Below are 19,715 nucleotides of genomic sequence, written 5' to 3'. Positions count from 1 at the left end.
GTACTCCTTAGTTTTTAAATTTTGCGAAGCTACTGCGCTCTTGCGCTAGCTTGATTAATAGGTCGCTTGGTTGTAACCACATTTTTCCGTAGTCACCCAGTCTTTCAGCGTAGGTAGATAGCTTATCGACGATTTCCCCAAGGCCAACTTCATCGGCATACTGCATAGGACCGCCACGATAAACTGGGAAGCCATAGCCATAGACATAGATAACATCGATATCGCTAGACTTAGCCGCTATGCCTTCTTCAAGAATACATGCGCCTTCATTAATTAGGGTGTATAGACAACGCACCAAAATTTCTTCATCGCTTATGTCATCGCGCTGCGTAACCCCTAGGCGAGCAGCTTCTTGTTTAGCAATTTCTAGTACTTCAGGGTCTGGAATGGGAACACGGCTGCCAGCTTCATAAAGATAAGCACCCCTGCCCGTTTTAAGACCGTTACGATCTTTCTCAACTAAACGGTCTGCCACAGCACCGTATGTAGGGTCATGTGAAATAAAGGCTTGGCGAGACTGGCGTACGTAGTAACCAATGTCTAATCCTGCCATGTCACCCATAGTGAATGGCCCCATAGGCATACCGAATTGTGTAAGCACGCGATCGACTTGCTCAGGGCTTGCGCCTTCAAGCAATAAACGGTTAGCTTCACGGCCATAAGGTTCAATCATGCGGTTGCCAACAAAACCGAAACATACGCCAACCAATACCGCTACCTTCTTAATGCGCTTGGCTAATTTCATACAGGTTTTGATAACGTCAGCCGACGTATCTTCAGCTTTAACCACTTCAAGCAACTTCATAACGTTAGCTGGCGAGAAGAAGTGAAGACCGATAACATCTTGTGGACGTGAGGTACACGCGGCAATTTCATTCACATCAAGGGTAGACGTGTTAGACGCTAAAATAGCCCCTGGCTTACAGACTTTATCTAAGGTAGTGAAAACGGTTTTCTTCACTTCCATTTTTTCAAATACAGCTTCAATAACAAGATCTACATCAGCTAGGTCGTCATACGTTGTGGTGCCGCTTAACAGCGCCATACGTGTTTCCACTTGCTCTTGGGTTAACTTGCCTTTTTTGGCTGAGTTTTCATAATTTTTACGAATAAGCGCCAAGCCTTTATCTAGCGCTTCTTGCTTAAGCTCTAGCATAGTGACTGGAATACCCGCGTTCGCAAAGTTCATGGCGATACCGCCACCCATGGTGCCAGCACCAATAACCGCGACTTTTTCAATACTGCGCTCTGGCGTGCTCTTGTCGAAATCACTCACGTGACCCGCTGCTCGCTCGGCAAAGAAGAAATGCTGTTGTGCACGGGCTTGTGGGGTGTTCATGCATTCCATGAACAATTTACCTTCGTGCTTAAGGCCATCTTCAAAGGCTAATGTATATGCGCCTTTTACCGCTTCAATGCATTTTAAGGGGGCAAAAAATCCGCGTGCTGCTTTTTTCGTTTGTGCGGTAACGGCATCAAATACGCCCTGCACTTCTTCAGACATAGTCAGGGTAATGTCACTGGTACGTTTAATACAATTTTCAGCATTCAGTGACGCTAAGTATTGTTTCGTGTCTTCCAGCAAATGCTCAGGCTTGTCTGAAATCTTATCGAATACACCTGGAAGCTTCACTACCGAGGTAGGCTTACCCGTAACAATCATAGTTAGCGCGGTAGCAGGATCGGCTAAGCGCGGTAAACGTTGTGTTCCACCCGCGCCTGGCAATATGCCTAGGTTGACTTCTGGAAGGCCCACTTGGTTTCCAGCAAAGGTAATTCTGTGATGACACGCTAACGCGACTTCTAATCCGCCACCAAACGCAGGACCAGGCAATACTGCCACTACTGGCTTGGTTGCATTTTCGATTTTGTCGAGTACTTCAGGAAGGTTCGGCGATAAATCGCCACCGGAGAATTCACTAATATCAGCGCCGCCTGAAAATAGGGCGAGAGAAGAAGTGATAACAATAGCACTAACGCTGTCGTCGCTTAATGCGCTTTCAATGCCATCTATTAGCCCAACTCGTACTGCACGAGAAAGCGCGTTTACTGGCGCACTTTGCATAGTAATAGTTGCTACGCCCTGTTGGACTGTGTAGCCCACTGCCTTGTTTTCCATCTCTGTCATAACGATATCCTGTTATTCACGTTAACTGGATGTTATTGCAGTGTTGTCAATCATCCAAGTTTATTGGTGTTATAGACATTCATCACAATATTTAATATGGACAGCAACCCCTTTATTTGTGCCCAACTCCCCTTGAGCGCATATTCGATAAGGTATAAGGAAGATTTGACAGATCACCTCACTAGTGTTTTTGTTAACTAACACAATAATTAGTTACATATAATTTACATTTGAGGTGGGCAAGTATGCAAGTCTTAAAAACCCCTGAAAGTGCATTCTCTTCTATTACCGAATTTCCCTATAAGCCGAGGTACGTAAACGTTACCGATACGGTAAGTGGCGAAATAGCCATGGCTTATTATCAGTGCGGTCCCGAAGATGGCCACACTATTCTTCTTCTTCACGGCGAGCCTTCTTGGGGCTACCTTTATCGCACCATGATTCCGATATTGGCCGATGCAGGTTTTAATGTGCTCGCACCTGATCTTATCGGCTTTGGCCGTTCAGATAAGCCCACTAGGCGGGAAGATTATACCTATGCCCGCCACCTTATCTGGCTTAAAGACTGGTTTAATCAAACCGTTGAAGGGAAGGTAACGCTTTTCTGCCAAGACTGGGGGGGATTGCTAGGCTTACGGCTGGTAGCCGACATGCCCGACCGCTTTGCTGGCGTCATGGCATCTAATACCTTTTTACCTACCGGTGAGCACAAGCCCTCTGAGGCATTCTTGAACTGGCGTCGCTTCTCGCAAGATGTTCCTGTATTTCCTGTATCAGGTGTGATTAAAGGCGGAACCGTATCTACGCTTTCTCAAGAAACATTAGATGCTTACGACGCCCCCTTCCCCTCTGAAGAATATAAAGAAGGAGCCAGACAATTTCCGTTATTAGTGCCCGCCACACCTGATGATCCACAAACCCAAGCAAACCGAGATGCGTGGGAAAGATTAAAACAATTTAATACGCCATTTATGACCGCATTCAGTGACAGCGACCCAGTAACCGCTGGAGGTGACAAGCTGATGCGGTCTTTGATACCTGGCTGTCGTGGCGTGCAGCACACCACGGTAGTGAAAGGCGGACATTTCGTACAAGAAGATAAAGGCCCTGAATTGGCCGACCTTCTTATCACTTTTATTAATGCAACTGGACAAGCTTAAGGAACCACCATGGATTCATTGTTAGATTTTAGCAACAAAGTGATATTGATCACCGGCGCGGGCAGCGGTTTTGGCCGCTTATTAGCAGAAGGTTTAGGAAGCCGAGGTGCCAAGCTGGTGCTATCGGATATTAACGAAGAAAACTTAGCAGCATGTCGCGCTGACGTTGCAAGCTATACTGATGTAGTCACCAAAGCAGGCGATATTGCCAGCGAGGCATTAAACAAAGCTTTGGTGGAGTTGGCAAAAGACAAGTTTGGTCGTTTAGATATCGCCATCAACAATGCGGGCATTGCTCATGTGCCTGCCCCTATGCATGAAATGACCGAAGAGATAATAGACCTTCAGTTTGCTGTGAACGTAAAAGGCGTGATGTTTGGTATGAAGTACCAATTGCCACAAATGTTGTCGCAAAAGCAAGGGCATATCTTAAACGTGAGTTCACTTGCTGGATTAGGCGGGGCTCCAAAAGGTGGCGCTTATGCTGCTGCCAAACATGCGGTTGCTGGCGTGACTCGAACTGCTGCTGTTGAATATGGACGTAAGAATGTACGGGTAAATGCAGTGTGCCCTTTTTATAGCCCTACCAATATTTTAAATGTGGATGGTTACAACACCAAAGAGGCGCAAGCCCAACTAGGTATGGGAAGCCCAATGAAACGGTTAGGCGAGCCTCAAGAAATTGTGAATGCCATGATCCTCATGTTGTCCCCCGGTAACAGCTATATGAATGGACAAACTATTGCGGTAGATGGCGGGGTAACAGCATGGTAAGCACTTGGTAGATGTCTGTTGATGGTTTGGGGGGGCATCCAAAAGTATTAGGTCTCATACCTAAGTATGAAGAGTGATGTTTTGTTTTAGTGCGACTTTAGTTGTAATGAAGGGGAACAAACAAAACCTTCGGACGAAGCGACTTATTGGTCGCTTCTGACTTTTTTCCCAACCACAGTATACGTTTAGAGACTATACACTGAGAGCACTTATGAAAATGACACTAAGACACTTCATTACTGTAAGCAGCGTTGTTGTTGGTTTGGGCCTATCTTCGAACGGTTTCGCTAACGAACTGTCAACGCAATACGCAACGTCTTCGTCAGTACAAATATCTGGCTTTCAACATGTAAACTCTGCTCAAAATTCGCCAGTAATGGTAAAAAAAGTACGAAGCCAGTCGTCTTCTTTTGCGCTTAAACGTTTAATCTCTGTTTCAACACAGAAGTCATCTGCGTCTAACGCTACGCGCTTACTTCATACTGCATTGCCACAGGGTATTGTTGTAGCCCAGTAATAGCCTGTTAATAGCAGTCATTGCTGGTAAATGCTAACATGTCAGTAAGTATTAGCCGCCCGGTTTCTAGCTCTAGCTACCTATTTCTACGTCAGCTTATTCAAGCCTATTAACATGTACCTTTTATAGCCAACCACTCAATGCGTTGCCAAATAAACGTCGTTCACTTGTCTGCACTAACCCGCTTGTACTCTATGTCATAAGTATGCCACAATACTGCTAAAAGTCCGTTAGACATTGGTTGGAGATAGGCATGGACGTTGACCACATTAAAGTATTCATTCCCAGTAAAGATTACGAAGTATCGAAACGGTTTTACTCCCAAATTGGCTTTAAAGGTGAATTTGTTTCCGATGCGTTAACCTTATTTGAAAATGGCGATTGCCAATTTTTTTTACAGAACTTCTACAGTGAAGATTTGGCGAAAAACTTTATGCTGCAGGTTTGTGTACTGGATATTGAAACAGCACATTCATTATGTAAAAAAGCTACCGATAAGCTTAAGATTTCGGATGTTTCTATAGAAACGTGGGGGAAGGTATTTTATCTATGGGGGCCAAGCGGCGAACTATTACATATTACTGAGCTTAGAAAAACTTAGGCAATAAAAAAGCATGGCACCTAGTGGAATAATCACCTTTGGTTAGCCATGCTTTTACGCTTTAACTATTGTGCCTTTTGGGCTGTTCTCTGAAGAGGTTAATTTAAGAGCTTATTTTAAGATGCTCTTTTAAAAGCTACGGCGTAATAACCATTTTACCTTTTACTTCACGGTTCATCACTTTAGCCATGGCTTCAGTGGCACGCTCCATAGGTAAGGCCTCATCTACCACTACTTTCACTTTACCTTGCACATACCAGGTTAAAAGCTCTTGCATGTTAGCAGCAAACCCTTTTGGATCGTGCTGCGTAAACGACCCCCAAAATACGCCTACTACCGAGTAGCCTTTTACTAACGATAAGTTCACAGGGAATTGAGGAATTTCACCGCCTGCAAAGCCAACTACAAGCAATCGCCCTTCCCACGCCATACTGCGGCTACAAGCGTGGAATGTGTCGCCACCAACGCATTCGTAAACCACATCGGCGCCTTTGCCGTCGGTGGCTTCTTTAATAGCATCTTTTAAGTTCTTTTCTTTGTAATTAATAAGTATATCTGCGCCATGCTCTTTGGCTAATGCAAGCTTTTCTCCGGTAGAACAAACGGCTATAACCCTTGCCCCCATTTCTTTACCAATTTGCACTGCCGCTAAGCCAGTACCACCAGCCGCCCCCGTGACCACAAGCGTTTCACCCGGTTGAATTTTAGCACGCTGTTTTAGTGCATGATGGGCAGTAGCATGGGCAGTCACTAATGCTGCACCTTCTTTCACATCGATAGGATCCGGTAGTGGCATAACATGCGTAGCAGGTACCAGTACTTTTTCGGCAAAGCCACCTAGATTAGATAATGCAATAACGCGCTGGCCTACACTAATATGCTTTACGCCTTCACCCACTTCGGCTACCACCCCAGCCACTTCATTTCCTGGCACAAAGGGGCATGGCGGTTTCATTTGATATAAACCTTGTACAAGTAGCCCATCAGGGAAATTTACACCAGCCGCTTCTACGTTAACGACTACGTGACCTGGCTTAACTACTGGGTCATCAATTTCTTTGCATTTTAAATCGTCTATTGGTCCGAATGCTTCACATACAATCGCTTTCATAGCCACTCCTAATAATTCGTTTCTTCGCCTACCGCTCGCTTATTAATGAGCGCGGTGGTTTAGCTGTTTTGATGAATCGTTTTATTCGCAATTTGTGCCAGAGGGCGCACCATAGCGCCTAACTGCATTGCCTTGTCGCTTGATGCGTTTCCATCATGTGCACGCTTTACTACCCCTTGCAGGATGGCTGCTAAACGGAAAAAACTAAACGCGAGGTAAAACGTCCAGTTGTCTATCTTGTCGATACCCCGTCGCTTGCAATATGCATCTACGTATTCTTCTTCACTAGGAATTCCTAACGCGTCTCGGTCTAATCCACCCAAACCGGAAGCGTGGGCAATGTCACTCGGTAAACGCAGCTGCATGCATTGATAGGCTAAATCGGCATACGGGTGCCCTAAGGTAGACAGCTCCCAATCAAGCACCGCAATGACTTTAGGTGCATCAAGGTTAGACATATCAAACATCATATTATCTAACCTAAAATCGCCATGAACCAAGGCTATTTGCCCATCATCTTCAGGCAAGTTTTCTTCTAAATAAGTAATAAGCTGCTCAATGTCTTCAACATGCTCAAGCTCAGAAGCACGGTATTGCTGAGTCCACCGGCTTAACTGGCGAGAAAAGTAACTTCCTGGCTTGCCGTAACTTGTTAACCCAGCGGCTTCAATATCAACACTGTGCATAACAGCCAGCACGCGGTTCATTTCATCGTACATAGCGCCCCGAGTTTTCGGGCTCTCTACTTCCGGTAAAGCGCTGTTCCAATAAATGGTGCCTTCAACGTAGGCCATAATGTAAAACATACTGCCAATGATGTCGGCATCTTCACACAAGTGATAAACCTTAGGCACAGGTACTTCTGTATTACTTAGCGCATTGATAACGCGATACTCGCGGTCAACTGCATGGGCAGACTTAAGCAGTTTCCCCGGCGGTTGGCGACGCAGCACGTAAACGCCAGAATCAGCATTTAGTTTAAACGTAGGGTTAGATTGCCCACCTGAGAATTTCTCTGCCGACAACACCGTGCCTATTTCTGGGCACGCCTTATTTAGGTAGTGATTTAGCGTTTCTATATCTAGCGTGTGCGTAGCCACAGATACTCCTTAAGCGTTCTTTTCGGCAATCAGATTGCGACCTAGTTGCATCATGTGCACTTGGTCAGGTCCATCGGCTAGACGAATGGTTCTGGCATACGCGTACATGGCTGACAAGGCGTAGTCTTGACTTGTACCGGCAGCGCCATGCATTTGAATAGCTTCGTCAATAACCTTACAGGCCATTTTGGGTGCAACAATTTTAATAGCAGCAATAATATCTCGAGAGACCTTATTGCCGTATCTGTCCATTTTATCGGCAGCCTTCAGCGTTAGTAAGCGCGCTTGCTCAATATCACAATGCATTTGTGCAATACTTTCGCGCACAGACTGCTGTTTGCTAAGTGGCTTACCAAACGCTACACGCTGTTCTACTCGCTCGCAGGCTAAATCTAAGGCGCGCTGGGCACAGCCAATTAAACGCATGCAATGATGAATACGGCCAGGGCCTAAGCGACCTTGCGCTATTTCAAAACCGCGACCTTCACCGAGTAATAAATTACTTACTGGAACACGTACGTTATCGAACAAAACTTCAGCATGCCCTACAGGTTCATCAAAATAACCCATTGCGGCCATTGGGCGCACAATGGAGACCCCTTTCGTATCCATTGGCACTAAAATTTGTGACTGTTGCTGATGACGAGCAGCTTCAAAATCGGTTTTACCCATGACCACCATGATTTTGCAATTTTCGTTCATGGCACCACTGGTGTACCATTTGCGCCCGTTGATGACGTACTCATCGCCATCTCGGGTAATTGAGGTTTCAATGTTAGTCGCATCACTTGAAGCAACTGCTGGCTCGGTCATGGCAAAGGCAGAACGAATTTCGCCATTAAGCAGTGGCTCTAACCATTGCTTTTTCTGCTCTTCATTTCCGTATTTCGCCAATACTTCCATGTTGCCTGTATCAGGCGCGCTGCAATTGAAAATTTCTGAGCTAAACAGCACCCGTCCCATCTCTTCACACAAAGGGGCATATTCAGCATTTGATAATCCAGCGCCATAAGGCTTGTATTCCTCAGGTAGGAAAAGGTTCCACAGGCCCGCGTCTTTAGCGCGTTGCTTGAGGGTTTGCATCATAACGGGGGTTTGCCAACGATTTTCACCATTTTCTACCGCGTGAACATATTCCTTTTCAATTGGATACACTTCTTCTTGCATAAAGGCTCTTAATTGCTTTAAAAGCGTTTGTGTTCTTTCATTATATTCAAAGTTCATAACTGTCCTTATCCGCTAATAGCGCTGGTTAGCTGTATGTCACAGCGTGCAATCTATCCACAACATCTAAATGTGGTACGCTGTTGAAATTGTTCAAATGCACGCCACGAGTATTCGCGAAGCACTGAGAAAAACTCGCATTTCTGATCTGCAAGTTCATGTTAATAACCGTTGGAGCGTCGTATCCGAGTATGTGTTTTAACATCATGGCAATTGCACCACCTGAACTCACTACTAAGACTCGCTTAGCCTCTGTGGTTTGAAGCGCGCCCAGCATAGTAGCAACCCTATCTTCGAAGCCTGCCCAACTCTCATCCAATAAGTTATGGTCGAGTTCATCAGCTGCCCATGCCAGCATGGCTTTTTTAAGCAACCGGTAATATTCTGCTCGAGACGCACCTTCTGGCACTTTTTGATCTGGATATCGGGTTAAAAATGCTGTTGCCACAGCCTGAAAATTAAATTCGTTCAATTCGCTGTTGATGTTCGCTTCAGGTAAAGAACCTATTCCTTTGGCAATACCTTCGGCGGTTTCTCTGTGGCGCACCATGTCACCCATAAAAACGCTATCGAAAGTAATATCACGCTGCTTGAAATAGTGCCCGAGCCACTGTGACTGCTGCGCGCCTAAATCGCTGAGCTTGTCGTAGTTTGCTGCGCCAAAAGATGCTTGTCCGTGGCGTACTAGATAGATGTCAGTCATACTACTCTCTGATGTTATCATTATGTTAACCATGGTAAGAAAAGTAGCACCATAAGTTTAATTGATATTTTGAATGGGAATACATCATGTTAGGCTATGGGGAGTAAAGGCGACTGCACACGCCCCAATGACGTTGAAGCTGTTGGTTTTGGGTTTATTTCTACCATCGTTGCAGCGGCTTAAAATTACTGCAACACTAAGTTGTTACGTTATTTTTTGCACAATGATGCAAAGCGTAAAATTACTGCTAAGGTTCTAGCTGTAGTCAAACGACGCTATTCGTTTGAAATGGGTTAGATGTCAGGTAAAATAAAAAATGAAAAAATTGCTGCCCAAGCACACTCTCGTCGCACTAGGTGTCTCATTAGGTATTGCGGCGAGTTGCACACCTTCACTTGCTTACAGCCAAGATAGCGCCTTAGAGCATATCACCGTTCAGGCACAAAAAACGTCACAAAATTTACAGGAAGTCCCTGTTGCCGTGACCGCCCTTTCCGGCGACGATTTAATTGAAACCGTGGTGAAAGACGTCTTTGATTTGCAAAACTATGTGCCTGCATTTGGTGCGTTTCAAAATCAAAGCGTGACTAATTCAGGGTTTTCCATCCGCGGTATTGGCACATCATCACAAAATTTCGGCTTCGAATCTTCTGTGGGCTTATATGTGGACGGGGTTTATCGTTCACGGCAAAATGCCCTTATCAACGATTTAGTTGATATTGCTGCTATCGAAGTACTGCGCGGCCCCCAAGGCACCCTATTTGGTAAAAATACTGCAGCAGGTGCAATGACGCTTACCTCTGTGGCGCCAAGTCATACTGATACTGACGGATTTGTAGAAGTATTGGCGGGTAATGATTCATTATTAAGGGTAAGCGCTGGTGCTTCGTTCTCGTTGGTTGATGATATATTAGCCATGCGTATTTCAGGCTTTAAAACCGATGGTGATGGCTATATTACCGATGCCACTTCTGGGCAAAGTTTAAATAACAAAAACCGCTCAGCCATAAAGGCTCAGTGGCTTTATACGCCAACAAAAAGCGTGAGCGTTCGCATTATCGCCGATTACGGTGAATTAAATGAGCGTTGTTGCGGTGCACTTACTTGGCAAAATAATTTTCAGGCAAATGACATTCCTGGTAAATTTGGCACCGATGCGTTGTTATCTCAGCCCACCTTTAACGCCACCATTTACAGTAATGACGATTTCTTCGATTTCACCTCGTCGTTGTCCCAACCCCCTATTTCAAAAATGGAAGATAAAGGCGTTTCGGGGCAAATTGAGGTAGCCCTTAATGAGCAATGGTCTTTGGTAGGTATTACGGCTTATCGCGCCTTTGACAGCATAGATATTGTAGATACTGATTTTTCAGATGCGGATCTGTTAACTGCCACTAACGACGCAAAACAACAGTCTTTCTCTCAAGAATTAAGACTGCATTATAAAAGCGATAAAATTCGTGGCCTTGTGGGAGCCTATTACTTTAGTCAAAATTTAGATCTAACCTTTAACACCACGACACAGTCGGCTTTCGATAGCTTTTTTAGCATTGCAGGTGCTGAATTACTTCCTTTAGCAAATGCGATTGATGGACTTAGTGCGGCCACTGGCGGGTTAATAGCCCCTTCTGGGGTGGCAGCACCAAGCAATACCGTATTTATGCACACGGCAAATCAAGAACAAGACAGTGTTGCATTTTTTGCCCAAGCTGACTGGTTGCTGTCTGACACAATCACCTTGACGACTGGCATGCGTTTTACCGATGAAAAGAAGTCGATAGCTGGCCGGTACACCGAACAAGGCCCAGGTATTGATGGCTTGAGCGGCGCTCCCGAAAGCAGGCCCAATATAGGTGCTGCGGTAACAGCGTTAAATGATATTGGCGTAGCGCTCAATACTGGTACTGCAATTAGTCCAACCTCGCTAAATGCCCTAGCGCCTTTTCAACAGGCGGGATGGGGGTATTTTTTCTTGGGTTCATCAGCGGTACTGCCACGACCTGATTTAAACGAAGCAATAGATGATAGCCAGTTAACGGGCACGATAAAGCTTGCTTATCAGGCCAATAAAAACCAACTAATTTATGCCAGCTTAGCCTCTGGTTATAAAGCAGGCGGCACTAATACTGATCGTATTTTACCGTCTTTAGATGCCACTTTTGAGGCCGAAAAAGCGCGTAGTGCAGAAATAGGCTTGAAACAGGATTGGCCTGATTATGGTGTGCGGGTAAATGTTGCGGCGCATTATTCAACCATTGAAGATTTTCAAGCCACCACTTTCACAGGTACCGGTTTTAACCTGCAAAACGCAGGCGACATTCATGTGAAGGGACTGGAGCTTGAAACCACTTGGTTAATGAGTGCAAACACGGAACTTCAGCTTATTGCATCACGCACGTTAGCCAATTTTGATACCTTCAAACAAGGTACATGTTGGGTGGCCTATTCATGGCATACGGGTATTGACGATCCGGGCCGTGCGTCACCTGCCGACCCGTATTGTGCACGAGACGGTGACAGAGTGGGTTTTGAGCCTCAAAATAGCCTTTCAATTATGCTAAACCATCATTTTTTAGTAGCGAGTTACGACGCCACAATAAGCGCAGATTATCAGTATACAGGGGAAGTATATTTGGATGATTCCAACGACCCCTATAAACAGTCTGGTTCATACGAGATTATTAATGCACGACTTTCACTTCAGCTTGAGGAATGGGACACCGAAATTATTGTATGGGCTCGAAACCTTTTGGATGAAGAATATATCGCTAGAAGTGGTTTTGATGTGCCAGTGCAAGAAGGAAAACTGATGGCCTACCCAGGCGCACCTCGCTCCTATGGTATATCGGTAAGAAATCGTTTTTAACTATTGCGTTTGTTAAAACAAAAGCGATGTAACCTTAAATAAAAAGCCCCATTTATTCATCTATTTTGGGGCTATTTATCTACTTCGTGTCTACTTCGTGGCAGTTATGGACGCAGTTAAGGCGGCTTTTATGGGGCTTGCACAGGGCTTTTTATGAGGCCATGTATAAGACTGTTAAGGAGCGGTGTATATAAACTGCGTATTGCACATAACTACTTTAATGTCGGTAATTTGTTTGCCAGTACTGCATGGCACTGAGCAATAATCGACAACGCGATACTTTCTGGCAAGTCGCCGCCGATATCAAACCCCGCAGGGCTGGCGAAGAAGCCTTGAAAATCACTTTCTTTAATCCCAGCTAACGCGAATATTTCATCTTTACGGTGAATAGGTCCTAACATGGCCACGTACTTCAGCGGGTACCGAGATAACATTGCTAAGGCATTACTGTCTATTTGTCGGTGATGAGACATCAACACCGCTGCATCGATATTGTGTTCTGCCACATGCAAATTCAGTGCTTCGGCTTCTGTCGACTCGACAATAAAGTTAGCATCACCGAAGTGCTCTACCCTTGCCTGTGCTGGCCTAGGATCCCATACGCTCACCGACCACCCTTGCTGCACTGCCATCTTCACCACAAAAGTGGCATCGTATCCACCGCCAACGATAAGTAGGTGTGGAGGCGGTTCACAAGGTACTGTTAGAAAGCACTTACCGTTTTGGGTATCAAGTAAAGCGGCCGTTTTTTTAGCTTCAGGCTTCACACGAGTGGTGTTGTCAGCCTGTTCGCTGCTACTCGCTTGCTGGTTGTCGCAAACGCTAACAGAGGAGGAAAGTTCGCCATTAACTTCTTGCTTCCATAAACAAGGTTGCCCGCTCACCAAATATGAATACACAGTATGTAACTGTAAATAGTGATTATCATTAGTTATAGGTAACAGCGCTAAATGTACAACCCCGCCGCAGCCTACACCTAGTTTAAAGGCAATGTCTTCTTCATCGTTATCATCATAAACTGCTGTACGATGCTTACCATCTTGCATTACCCGCTGGGCTTGTTTGTTAATGTCTGATTCAAGGCAGCCACCACTTAACACACCTAGTTGATGCCCAGCATTGCTGAACAACATGACAGCCCCGGCTTTCCTGTAACAAGAGCCTTCCGTCTTATATATAAGCCCCAGCACCCACTGGTGGGCATCCTTTAGCGGATGCCACTGGGCTAAAAGGTGTATTAGCTGATTACTCATTGCTCAGTAGATGCCTGAACAATAAATTGCGCTAACGTATCTGGGTCTTGTGCACCTGCAACACCGCTATTACCAATCACAAAAGTAGGTACGCTTTGAATACCACGTTGCAACCATAAGTTCTCGTGCTCTCGAACCACATCTGCATAAGTTTGATTGGCAAGAAGTTCACTTACCTCTTGCTCGTTTAGCCCCACAGACACCGCTTCGTTGACTAACACGTCTATATCATTCACGTTTCTTCTTTCACTGAAATAGGCGGCAAATAAGCGTAATTTTAGCGCTTCTTGCTTACCGTTTTCCCCTGCATAGTGCAGTACTTGGTGTGCATTGAAGGTATTCGCCATACGCATGCCGTCGAAGTAATCAAACTTAAAACCAACCGATGCACCTGCATCAATAAGTTGTTTTCGGTTTTGATCACTTTGTGCTGGTGTAAGCCCGTATTTTTCCATTATATGTTCACGAACATCTTGCCCTTCTTGCGGCATGTTCGGGTTAAGTTCAAACGGGTGAAATTGAATAGTTACTTCTATATCGTCTAATTGCGCGATGGCTTTTTGTAGACGTTCGTAACCAATAATGCACCAAGGGCAAACTACGTCTGACACCATATCTATCGTTACTTTTTTCATTGCACCTCCAGCGCGAAGCCATAAATATTGTTGGTTTTTAAACACCTACTAAATGAATAATGTATTGTAGGGGTGAACCTTTCAGCTTCAACCAACATTGCTATTTTTACCGACCAATTCATCAAGTTCTTCGTTCACTAACTTCACAACAGCGTTAGACCACAATTGATAGCCTGCAACTTGCGGATGAAAGCCATCTTCAGCCATGTATTTGAGCGTGTTGTCTGATTGATCATTACCTATTGGGTTTAAGGTTAGTGTGAGTACGTTAACCCCATGATATTTGTTCACCAGCTTAAGCAAGGCGGTATTGAGGTACTTCGCTCTTTGCCCTAACACCCAACGTAACGGTTGGGGTAGCGCGGGAAATTCGTGCATAGGAGGCAGTGCGGTAAATACCACCAACCTGCACTGGTATCGCGCTTTTAGTATTTCGATTATTTGCGTGACATTACTACGCCACCGGCGCCAGGACGTAAAACCTGTTACATCATTTACCCCTATTGAAATAACCGCCACGTCGAACGATCTGCATTGAAGAGGCGTGTCGAAACTATGGGTAGAAGTGATTGTTGATAGGGACGTTGAATTAGCATAATACGTAGGATCAAGGTTGGGTTTAGCCCGCTGCAACATGGATAACAAATCCGTACTGTTAACCCCTGTCTTGGCCTTTAACTCCCAATTAACGCAAAAGTTTTCCGACAAACTGTTAATTAACCAGCCAGACAGTGCTTGTTCTTGAGTAGATACTCCCACGCCAGCGGCAGCGGAATCTCCTGCAATAAGCAACGCCAAGGGAGCCTTCATTTTCTGACAGCTTACCGGAACGCCGCTATGTGCATCGCCTTTAAGATGCACCTTGTTGGGGACATTGCTAGCGCACTGGCAACAACCCACTCTTTTACCGGTAGGTTCCGGTAATTTGAGCGTTTTTTTCCTTACTAGCAGGCCTTGTACTAGTAAAATTGGAAAAGTGACTATAATGAGTATGTTTAAGAGCAAAACCTTGAACGAGATCAATAAACACCTTACTAGTTTGCATTATTATCAATGATGAAATGGGTTTACCACGAAAGAAAGACCCTCTGTATAAGTGTCTTTCGCTACTTTACTAGCAAACTAAGCAGAAAATAACTATGAATTCGCCAATTGATCGCGCCACAAGTACAATTACAAAATATGCACAACAGGCGCCACGTTACACTTCTTACCCTACTGCGCTTAAATTCGAGTCGGTGAACGACGGGTTATTAGAGAGCGCGTCTGAAAACTGCGGCGCCGATACCATAAGCTTATATATTCACATCCCTTTCTGCGAACAGCTTTGCTATTACTGTGGCTGCAATAAAATAGTAACTCGCCACAACGAAAAAGCCGACCATTACCTTAGCTATATTGAAAAAGAGATGGTAGCGAAAAAATCGCTTTATAAAGATAAAAAAGTAGTCGCGCTTCATTTAGGTGGAGGATCTCCCAGTTTTCTTTCAGCAATACAACATACTTATTTAATGTATTTGATTAAGAAACACTTTCTTATTTCAAGCGAAGCAGAGTTTTCGATTGAGTTAGATCCTAGAAATGTGACCTGTGAATACCTAGAAGATTTAAATGAGTTAGGTTACACCCGCGTTAGCTTTGGTGTACAAGATATAAATGTAGATGTTCAGCAGTCTATCAATCGGGTTCAAAGTACGGCGCACATTGCCAGTTTAGTGTTTGATGCAAAAAACATAGGGTATACCTCGGTTAATCTAGACATAATTTATGGTTTGCCCAAACAAACTATGGAGAAGTTTCGCACCACGGTAGTAGCAGTAAAAGCCATGTCACCGGACAGAATCTCTCTTTTTAGTTATGCCCACTTACCCGACAGATTTGCCGCCCAACGCAAAATACCGCTAGATACTCTACCCACCCCGGATGAAAAAGCGGCAATGCACCAAATGGCAGTAGAAAGTTTTTCTAAAACAGGCTTTGAAATGATTGGTTTAGATCACTTTGCGAAGCCCAGCGATACCCTAGCCATGGCTAAGCATAACCATGTATTACACCGAAATTTTCAAGGCTACACCACGCATAAAAACAGTGATTTACTTGGTTTGGGCGTATCTGCCATTAGTACAATTGGCAATGCATATGGCCAGAATCCTAAGCAACTCAAAGACTATTACAACCGGTTGGACAACGACATTCCGCTAACCGCTAACGGCATTGCGTTAAGCCTAGACGATCGCATCCGCCGAGACGTGATTATGTCTTTAATGTGCAATTTGTATTTAGACAAAAAAGACATTGAAGATAAATATGGCATAAAATTCAATGGCTATTTCTGTATTGAATTAACGAGCCTTAAATCCTTAGTGACCGACGGTATTATTGAGCTTAGTGACCGATATATTAATGTGCCCGATAAGTCTCGCATTTATATAAGAGCAATATGTGCAAGGTTCGATGCTTACCTAAATAAAGATCATCATATCTCTCGCTATTCAGCGGCAATTTAGACAATGGGAATATAAGGCTGGGAATTTAGACCTAGAAAACTTAGATCTAGAGAACTTAGATCTAGGAAGTTAGTACCTAGGAATAGTAAACGCTGCACTTTAAAACGCTTTGCAAACCTACTGAAGTTTGAACCTAGCCACCACGGATAAACCAGGTTCAAGTTTCAACCTTTCAATCGACAAGGTGCTTACTCTGGCATACAACACTTGATTACCATGAGTTAGCATCACGATTGCGGTTTGTAGTTGCTGGTTTTCAGATTGCGGTATTTCAGGGTGGTAAATTTCCACTACTTCGCACGGTAACGCGTTTAAGATACTGCTAGAGGGCACATTCACTTTTGTATTGGTATCGATACTCACCTCGCTGGCAAAAACGGCTATTTTTCCTCGCTGCTGATGCTGGTCAGTGCTCAACCCTTGCTCGTCTTTATTATTTGTATTCAGTTTACTATCACATTGCACGGTAGCTTTGGCGTACAATATATTGCCGCTTACATTCAAACGCGTAAACGGGTGAGGAAAATCATCCGAGTTCTTAATTATCTCACCTTCTAAAATGGCACAGGGGTTTTCTACGCTTCCTTGGCTAGCGATTTTCGCCATAACGTAAGCTACTGAACCCGTCGCCTCTACCTCGCCATCAACAACAGATATCAGCCCATCACAGAATAGAGCCAAGTCTTGAACATCGTGAGACACCATGATCAATTTTATATTTAGGCGCCCACAGGTTTTGACTAGAAATCGTAGGATTTTGCTGCGTAAAGCCGCATCTAATGCGCTTAACGACTCATCAAGCATCAGCACATCTGGCCCATTAACCAATGCACGCGCTAATGCCACCCGCTGCGCTTCACCACCTGAAAGGCTGTCTATTGATTTATGCAGTAAATGTTCGCACTCACAACCAGCAATAGCATGCTCAACTTTTAACGCCTTTGAGCCAGCATGACGTTCGGCCAGTGCTAAATTGCCTTTTACATTTACATGAGGAAATAGCATAGGCTGCTGAAATACCAAACCTACCCGCACGCGGATGGGCGCGCTATTTACGTTTATTGCCTTGGTAACTGAATGCGCGTTAACTGTTGCGCTAGCAATAGGTTTAGCGTCTTCAGCAAACCAATTAACACTTACTGATGCTTCTTGTTCGAACCCAGCTAGCGCACGAAGCAAACTGCTTTTGCCTGCGCCTGATGGCCCAGTAATACCCACTACCTGCATGGAAGATGGTAATGCGGCTTTCGCACTAATGCGGTTTACTAACGAGACATTGAACTCCAACCTTGTCCTCCTTTTCCATTAAAGCGATACAGCAGCGTAAGCAGTAAAAATGAAAACAATAGTAGCCCCAACGAAAGTGCATGTGCTTGGCCATATTCTAAGGCTTCAACGTGTTCATACAATGCAATTGAGAGCACTTGGGTTTCGCCTGGAATATTCCCCCCAATCATTAACACCACACCAAATTCACCAATGGTATGCGCAAAGCTAAGACCGAATGCCACTATCAACGGCGCTTTGCACAAAGGAAGTATGATGCTGAAAAACGCCTCTATTTTTCCAAAGCCTAATGAATGCGCCACTTCAACATACCGTTTATCGAGTTGAGTAAAGCCGCTATACAAGGGCTGCAGCGCAAAGGGTAATGAGTAAATAAAAGAGCCTATCACTAAGCCTTCAAAACTAAACGCTAGCTGATGGCCTGTGAGCCATTGCCACCCTTCCCCAACTGGGCTTTGGGGCGAAAAAGCCACCAACAGGTAAAAGCCGAGCACGGTGGGTGGAAGCACTAAAGGTAATGCAAGTACCGACATGAATACGGGTTTTAATTTATGTTGCCAATTTGCCAACTTCCACGCCAGAGGAGTAACCAATACCATTAACAGCACGCTGGTTAAAAAGGCCAGTTTTAGGGTTAACCCTACCGCAGCAAAGGCGCTATGTTCTAGCATTTATGGTATACCCCTAGTGACTCTGTTATCTACTCGCTTGTTCTCATTAATACTGGAAGTTACGCTAACCGATAATGAATCATCAGCGGGTTGATAGCCCCAATTGGGCAAATTTCCCTGTACGTCTAATGACAATAAGTAACGAGCAAATGCAGATGCTGCGGCTTTTCTGTCGGCTGCGGCGGTAACTGCAAGGCTTTGTAATATTGGTTGATGTAGGGTGTCGGGAATGAGTATTGCCCCATCGCCTTCGACCCCGCTTTCGACATAAGCATTGCGCCCAGAAATATTTTGCTCATCAGCCTCATTTATTCGCTTATCAGTCCAATTAATTCGCTTGTCAGCTAGGGCGAGGGAGTATGCCACCAAGGCATAATCGGCGTTACCTGTAGTAAAAAACTGATAGGTTTGAAGTACGTTTTTACCCATCACAATATGGGGGGAAACAGCATTCCACTGATTGGTATTAACAAGATACTGCTTTGCTGCGTTGCCATAAGGAGCAAGTTTAGGGTTAGCGATAGCCAGCTTTTTCCCAGCCAATGCCCCAGCAGTAAAGTGTGGTGTTGAAGCGGTAGTATGAGAAGACAGAAAGGCCAACCTACCTTTAGCGTAAACATGCACATCTTCAGCGCTAACACGCCCTGCCTTTATCAACGCATTGGGCCTGGCTGTATCGGCAGAGAGGAATACATCAAATTGAGCACCATGAGTAAGCTGCGCAAATAGGGTTCCACTGGAAGAAACGGTAACACTGACTTCTTGCCCGGTTTTCTTGAAATAATCATTGGCGATGGTGCGTAAAGGTTTAGCAAAATTTGCGGCTACAGCAATTTGTAATGGCGAAGACAATATGGGCACTGCCGTGTCATAAGTGGCGACATCTTCCTTAGAAGCGACTACTTCATGGTGTTCATCATGCTGATGGTTGTTTTTGGAAATAGCATTATTATCAGCAATGGCATTTTTATAAGCGTAGGTCTGTTCATATGAAGAGAGAGTAGTGTCTGATACTGCCGCATTACAGACAAGACACAGAGTAAAAAAAACAACGGATAGAAACGCACCCGCGCGGCCTTTAGGGTTACCAACTTGCATGCTTAAAAACGCGGGGGAAATTCTTAAATACGTGAGTATCATTTTTAAACACGCCGGTATCTTTGCGCCAACCGCCATTG

The 19,715-nt window shown here is 44.7% G+C and carries 17 protein-coding genes; 6 read left to right on the top strand and 11 right to left on the bottom strand.

The annotated features are described in order from the left end of the window. Positions 1-7 precede the first annotated feature (7 nt). On the bottom strand, positions 8-2,128 hold the full coding sequence (locus tag AAC006_RS00190; RefSeq protein WP_013783790.1) for a 3-hydroxyacyl-CoA dehydrogenase NAD-binding domain-containing protein: 2,121 nt from the start codon (positions 2,126-2,128) through the stop codon (positions 8-10). A gap of 245 nt (positions 2,129-2,373) precedes the next feature. On the opposite strand from AAC006_RS00190, the gene AAC006_RS00185 reads away from it, so the two are divergent. The 4 genes from AAC006_RS00185 (at position 2,374) to AAC006_RS00170 (ending at position 5,180) form a co-directional block, all read left to right on the top strand. Then, positions 2,374-3,288 (top strand): haloalkane dehalogenase, encoded by a 915-nt coding sequence (locus AAC006_RS00185; protein ID WP_338456000.1) that lies wholly within the window; start codon positions 2,374-2,376, stop codon positions 3,286-3,288. A gap of 9 nt (positions 3,289-3,297) precedes the next feature. Then, complete coding sequence (locus tag AAC006_RS00180) at positions 3,298-4,062, top strand: glucose 1-dehydrogenase (RefSeq protein WP_013783788.1); 765 nt, start codon at positions 3,298-3,300, stop codon at positions 4,060-4,062. Between the two features lie 211 nt (positions 4,063-4,273). Further along, complete coding sequence (locus tag AAC006_RS00175) at positions 4,274-4,579, top strand: hypothetical protein (protein WP_041452510.1); 306 nt, start codon at positions 4,274-4,276, stop codon at positions 4,577-4,579. A gap of 253 nt (positions 4,580-4,832) precedes the next feature. After that, entirely contained in the window at positions 4,833-5,180 is a 348-nt protein-coding gene (locus tag AAC006_RS00170) for a lactoylglutathione lyase (protein WP_013783786.1), read from the top strand. Positions 5,181-5,316: 136 nt separating this feature from the next. Here AAC006_RS00170 and AAC006_RS00165 read toward each other — a convergent pair whose 3' ends face one another. The 4 genes from AAC006_RS00165 to AAC006_RS00150 are packed head-to-tail and all read right to left on the bottom strand — an operon-like array spanning position 5,317 to position 9,318. Then, positions 5,317-6,291, bottom strand: coding sequence for an NADPH:quinone oxidoreductase family protein (locus AAC006_RS00165; RefSeq protein ID WP_013783785.1), 975 nt, complete (start codon positions 6,289-6,291; stop codon positions 5,317-5,319). 59 nt (positions 6,292-6,350) lie between these two features. Beyond that, positions 6,351-7,370 carry a phosphotransferase family protein gene (locus AAC006_RS00160; RefSeq protein ID WP_232363224.1) on the bottom strand — a complete coding sequence of 340 codons (1,020 nt, stop codon included), beginning with the start codon at positions 7,368-7,370 and terminating at the stop codon, positions 6,351-6,353. Positions 7,371-7,400: 30 nt separating this feature from the next. Further along, positions 7,401-8,615, bottom strand: a complete 1,215-nt coding sequence (locus AAC006_RS00155; protein ID WP_013783783.1) for an acyl-CoA dehydrogenase family protein — start codon at positions 8,613-8,615, stop codon at positions 7,401-7,403. 28 nt (positions 8,616-8,643) lie between these two features. Further along, positions 8,644-9,318 (bottom strand): histidine phosphatase family protein, encoded by a 675-nt coding sequence (locus AAC006_RS00150; protein ID WP_013783782.1) that lies wholly within the window; start codon positions 9,316-9,318, stop codon positions 8,644-8,646. A 316-nt stretch (positions 9,319-9,634) separates the two neighbouring features. On the opposite strand from AAC006_RS00150, the gene AAC006_RS00145 reads away from it, so the two are divergent. Continuing rightward, entirely contained in the window at positions 9,635-12,184 is a 2,550-nt protein-coding gene (locus AAC006_RS00145; protein ID WP_339890411.1) for a TonB-dependent receptor, read from the top strand. A gap of 212 nt (positions 12,185-12,396) precedes the next feature. Here the strand turns inward: AAC006_RS00145 and AAC006_RS00140 are convergent, their stop codons facing one another. From AAC006_RS00140 to AAC006_RS00130, 3 genes are all read right to left on the bottom strand, one after another. Next, positions 12,397-13,437 carry an XdhC/CoxI family protein gene (locus AAC006_RS00140; protein ID WP_288388882.1) on the bottom strand — a complete coding sequence of 347 codons (1,041 nt, stop codon included), beginning with the start codon at positions 13,435-13,437 and terminating at the stop codon, positions 12,397-12,399. Beyond that, positions 13,434-14,072, bottom strand: a complete 639-nt coding sequence (locus AAC006_RS00135) for a DsbA family oxidoreductase (protein WP_126872754.1) — start codon at positions 14,070-14,072, stop codon at positions 13,434-13,436. The genes AAC006_RS00140 and AAC006_RS00135 overlap by 4 nt, the downstream gene beginning before the upstream one ends. An 87-nt stretch (positions 14,073-14,159) precedes the next feature. After that, the gene (locus AAC006_RS00130; protein WP_260563504.1) at positions 14,160-14,882 is read right to left on the bottom strand and encodes an SGNH/GDSL hydrolase family protein; all 723 of its coding nucleotides are present in this window, start codon (positions 14,880-14,882) and stop codon (positions 14,160-14,162) included. Between the two features lie 329 nt (positions 14,883-15,211). On the opposite strand from AAC006_RS00130, the gene hemN reads away from it, so the two are divergent. Next, positions 15,212-16,579: an oxygen-independent coproporphyrinogen III oxidase gene (gene hemN / locus AAC006_RS00125; RefSeq protein ID WP_126872753.1), complete on the top strand. Its 1,368-nt coding sequence runs from the start codon at positions 15,212-15,214 to the stop codon at positions 16,577-16,579. A 117-nt stretch (positions 16,580-16,696) separates the two neighbouring features. On the opposite strand, the gene AAC006_RS00120 is transcribed toward hemN, so the two are convergent. The 3 genes from AAC006_RS00120 to modA are packed head-to-tail and all read right to left on the bottom strand — an operon-like array spanning position 16,697 to position 19,713. Further along, positions 16,697-17,866, bottom strand: a complete 1,170-nt coding sequence (locus tag AAC006_RS00120) for an ATP-binding cassette domain-containing protein (protein WP_126872752.1) — start codon at positions 17,864-17,866, stop codon at positions 16,697-16,699. Beyond that, positions 17,845-18,537 (bottom strand): molybdate ABC transporter permease subunit, encoded by a 693-nt coding sequence (gene modB / locus AAC006_RS00115; protein ID WP_126872751.1) that lies wholly within the window; start codon positions 18,535-18,537, stop codon positions 17,845-17,847. The genes AAC006_RS00120 and modB overlap by 22 nt, the downstream gene beginning before the upstream one ends. Further along, positions 18,538-19,713 carry a molybdate ABC transporter substrate-binding protein gene (gene modA / locus AAC006_RS00110; RefSeq protein WP_126872750.1) on the bottom strand — a complete coding sequence of 392 codons (1,176 nt, stop codon included), beginning with the start codon at positions 19,711-19,713 and terminating at the stop codon, positions 18,538-18,540. Positions 19,714-19,715 lie beyond the last annotated feature (2 nt).

The organism is uncultured Alteromonas sp. (assembly GCF_963976965.1).
Lineage (GTDB): Bacteria > Pseudomonadota > Gammaproteobacteria > Enterobacterales > Alteromonadaceae > Alteromonas > Alteromonas naphthalenivorans.
This window is presented reverse-complemented; position numbering and strand designations above follow the sequence as displayed.

What these genes read in the sequence shown, in the direction of transcription:
- AAC006_RS00130 (WP_260563504.1), bottom strand. Translation starts at nt 14,882, where the DNA reads ATGAAGGCTCCCTTGGCGTTGCTTATTGCAGGAGATTCCGCTGCCGCT.
- AAC006_RS00170 (WP_013783786.1), top strand. Translation starts at nt 4,833, where the DNA reads ATGGACGTTGACCACATTAAAGTATTCATTCCCAGTAAAGATTACGAA.
- hemN (WP_126872753.1), top strand. Translation starts at nt 15,212, where the DNA reads ATGAATTCGCCAATTGATCGCGCCACAAGTACAATTACAAAATATGCA.
- AAC006_RS00155 (WP_013783783.1), bottom strand. Translation starts at nt 8,615, where the DNA reads ATGAACTTTGAATATAATGAAAGAACACAAACGCTTTTAAAGCAATTA.
- AAC006_RS00175 (WP_041452510.1), top strand. Translation starts at nt 4,274, where the DNA reads ATGAAAATGACACTAAGACACTTCATTACTGTAAGCAGCGTTGTTGTT.
- modA (WP_126872750.1), bottom strand. Translation starts at nt 19,713, where the DNA reads ATGGCGGTTGGCGCAAAGATACCGGCGTGTTTAAAAATGATACTCACG.
- AAC006_RS00145 (WP_339890411.1), top strand. Translation starts at nt 9,635, where the DNA reads ATGAAAAAATTGCTGCCCAAGCACACTCTCGTCGCACTAGGTGTCTCA.
- AAC006_RS00140 (WP_288388882.1), bottom strand. Translation starts at nt 13,437, where the DNA reads ATGAGTAATCAGCTAATACACCTTTTAGCCCAGTGGCATCCGCTAAAG.
- AAC006_RS00165 (WP_013783785.1), bottom strand. Translation starts at nt 6,291, where the DNA reads ATGAAAGCGATTGTATGTGAAGCATTCGGACCAATAGACGATTTAAAA.
- AAC006_RS00190 (WP_013783790.1), bottom strand. Translation starts at nt 2,128, where the DNA reads ATGACAGAGATGGAAAACAAGGCAGTGGGCTACACAGTCCAACAGGGC.
- AAC006_RS00135 (WP_126872754.1), bottom strand. Translation starts at nt 14,072, where the DNA reads ATGAAAAAAGTAACGATAGATATGGTGTCAGACGTAGTTTGCCCTTGG.
- AAC006_RS00150 (WP_013783782.1), bottom strand. Translation starts at nt 9,318, where the DNA reads ATGACTGACATCTATCTAGTACGCCACGGACAAGCATCTTTTGGCGCA.
- AAC006_RS00180 (WP_013783788.1), top strand. Translation starts at nt 3,298, where the DNA reads ATGGATTCATTGTTAGATTTTAGCAACAAAGTGATATTGATCACCGGC.
- AAC006_RS00185 (WP_338456000.1), top strand. Translation starts at nt 2,374, where the DNA reads ATGCAAGTCTTAAAAACCCCTGAAAGTGCATTCTCTTCTATTACCGAA.
- modB (WP_126872751.1), bottom strand. Translation starts at nt 18,537, where the DNA reads ATGCTAGAACATAGCGCCTTTGCTGCGGTAGGGTTAACCCTAAAACTG.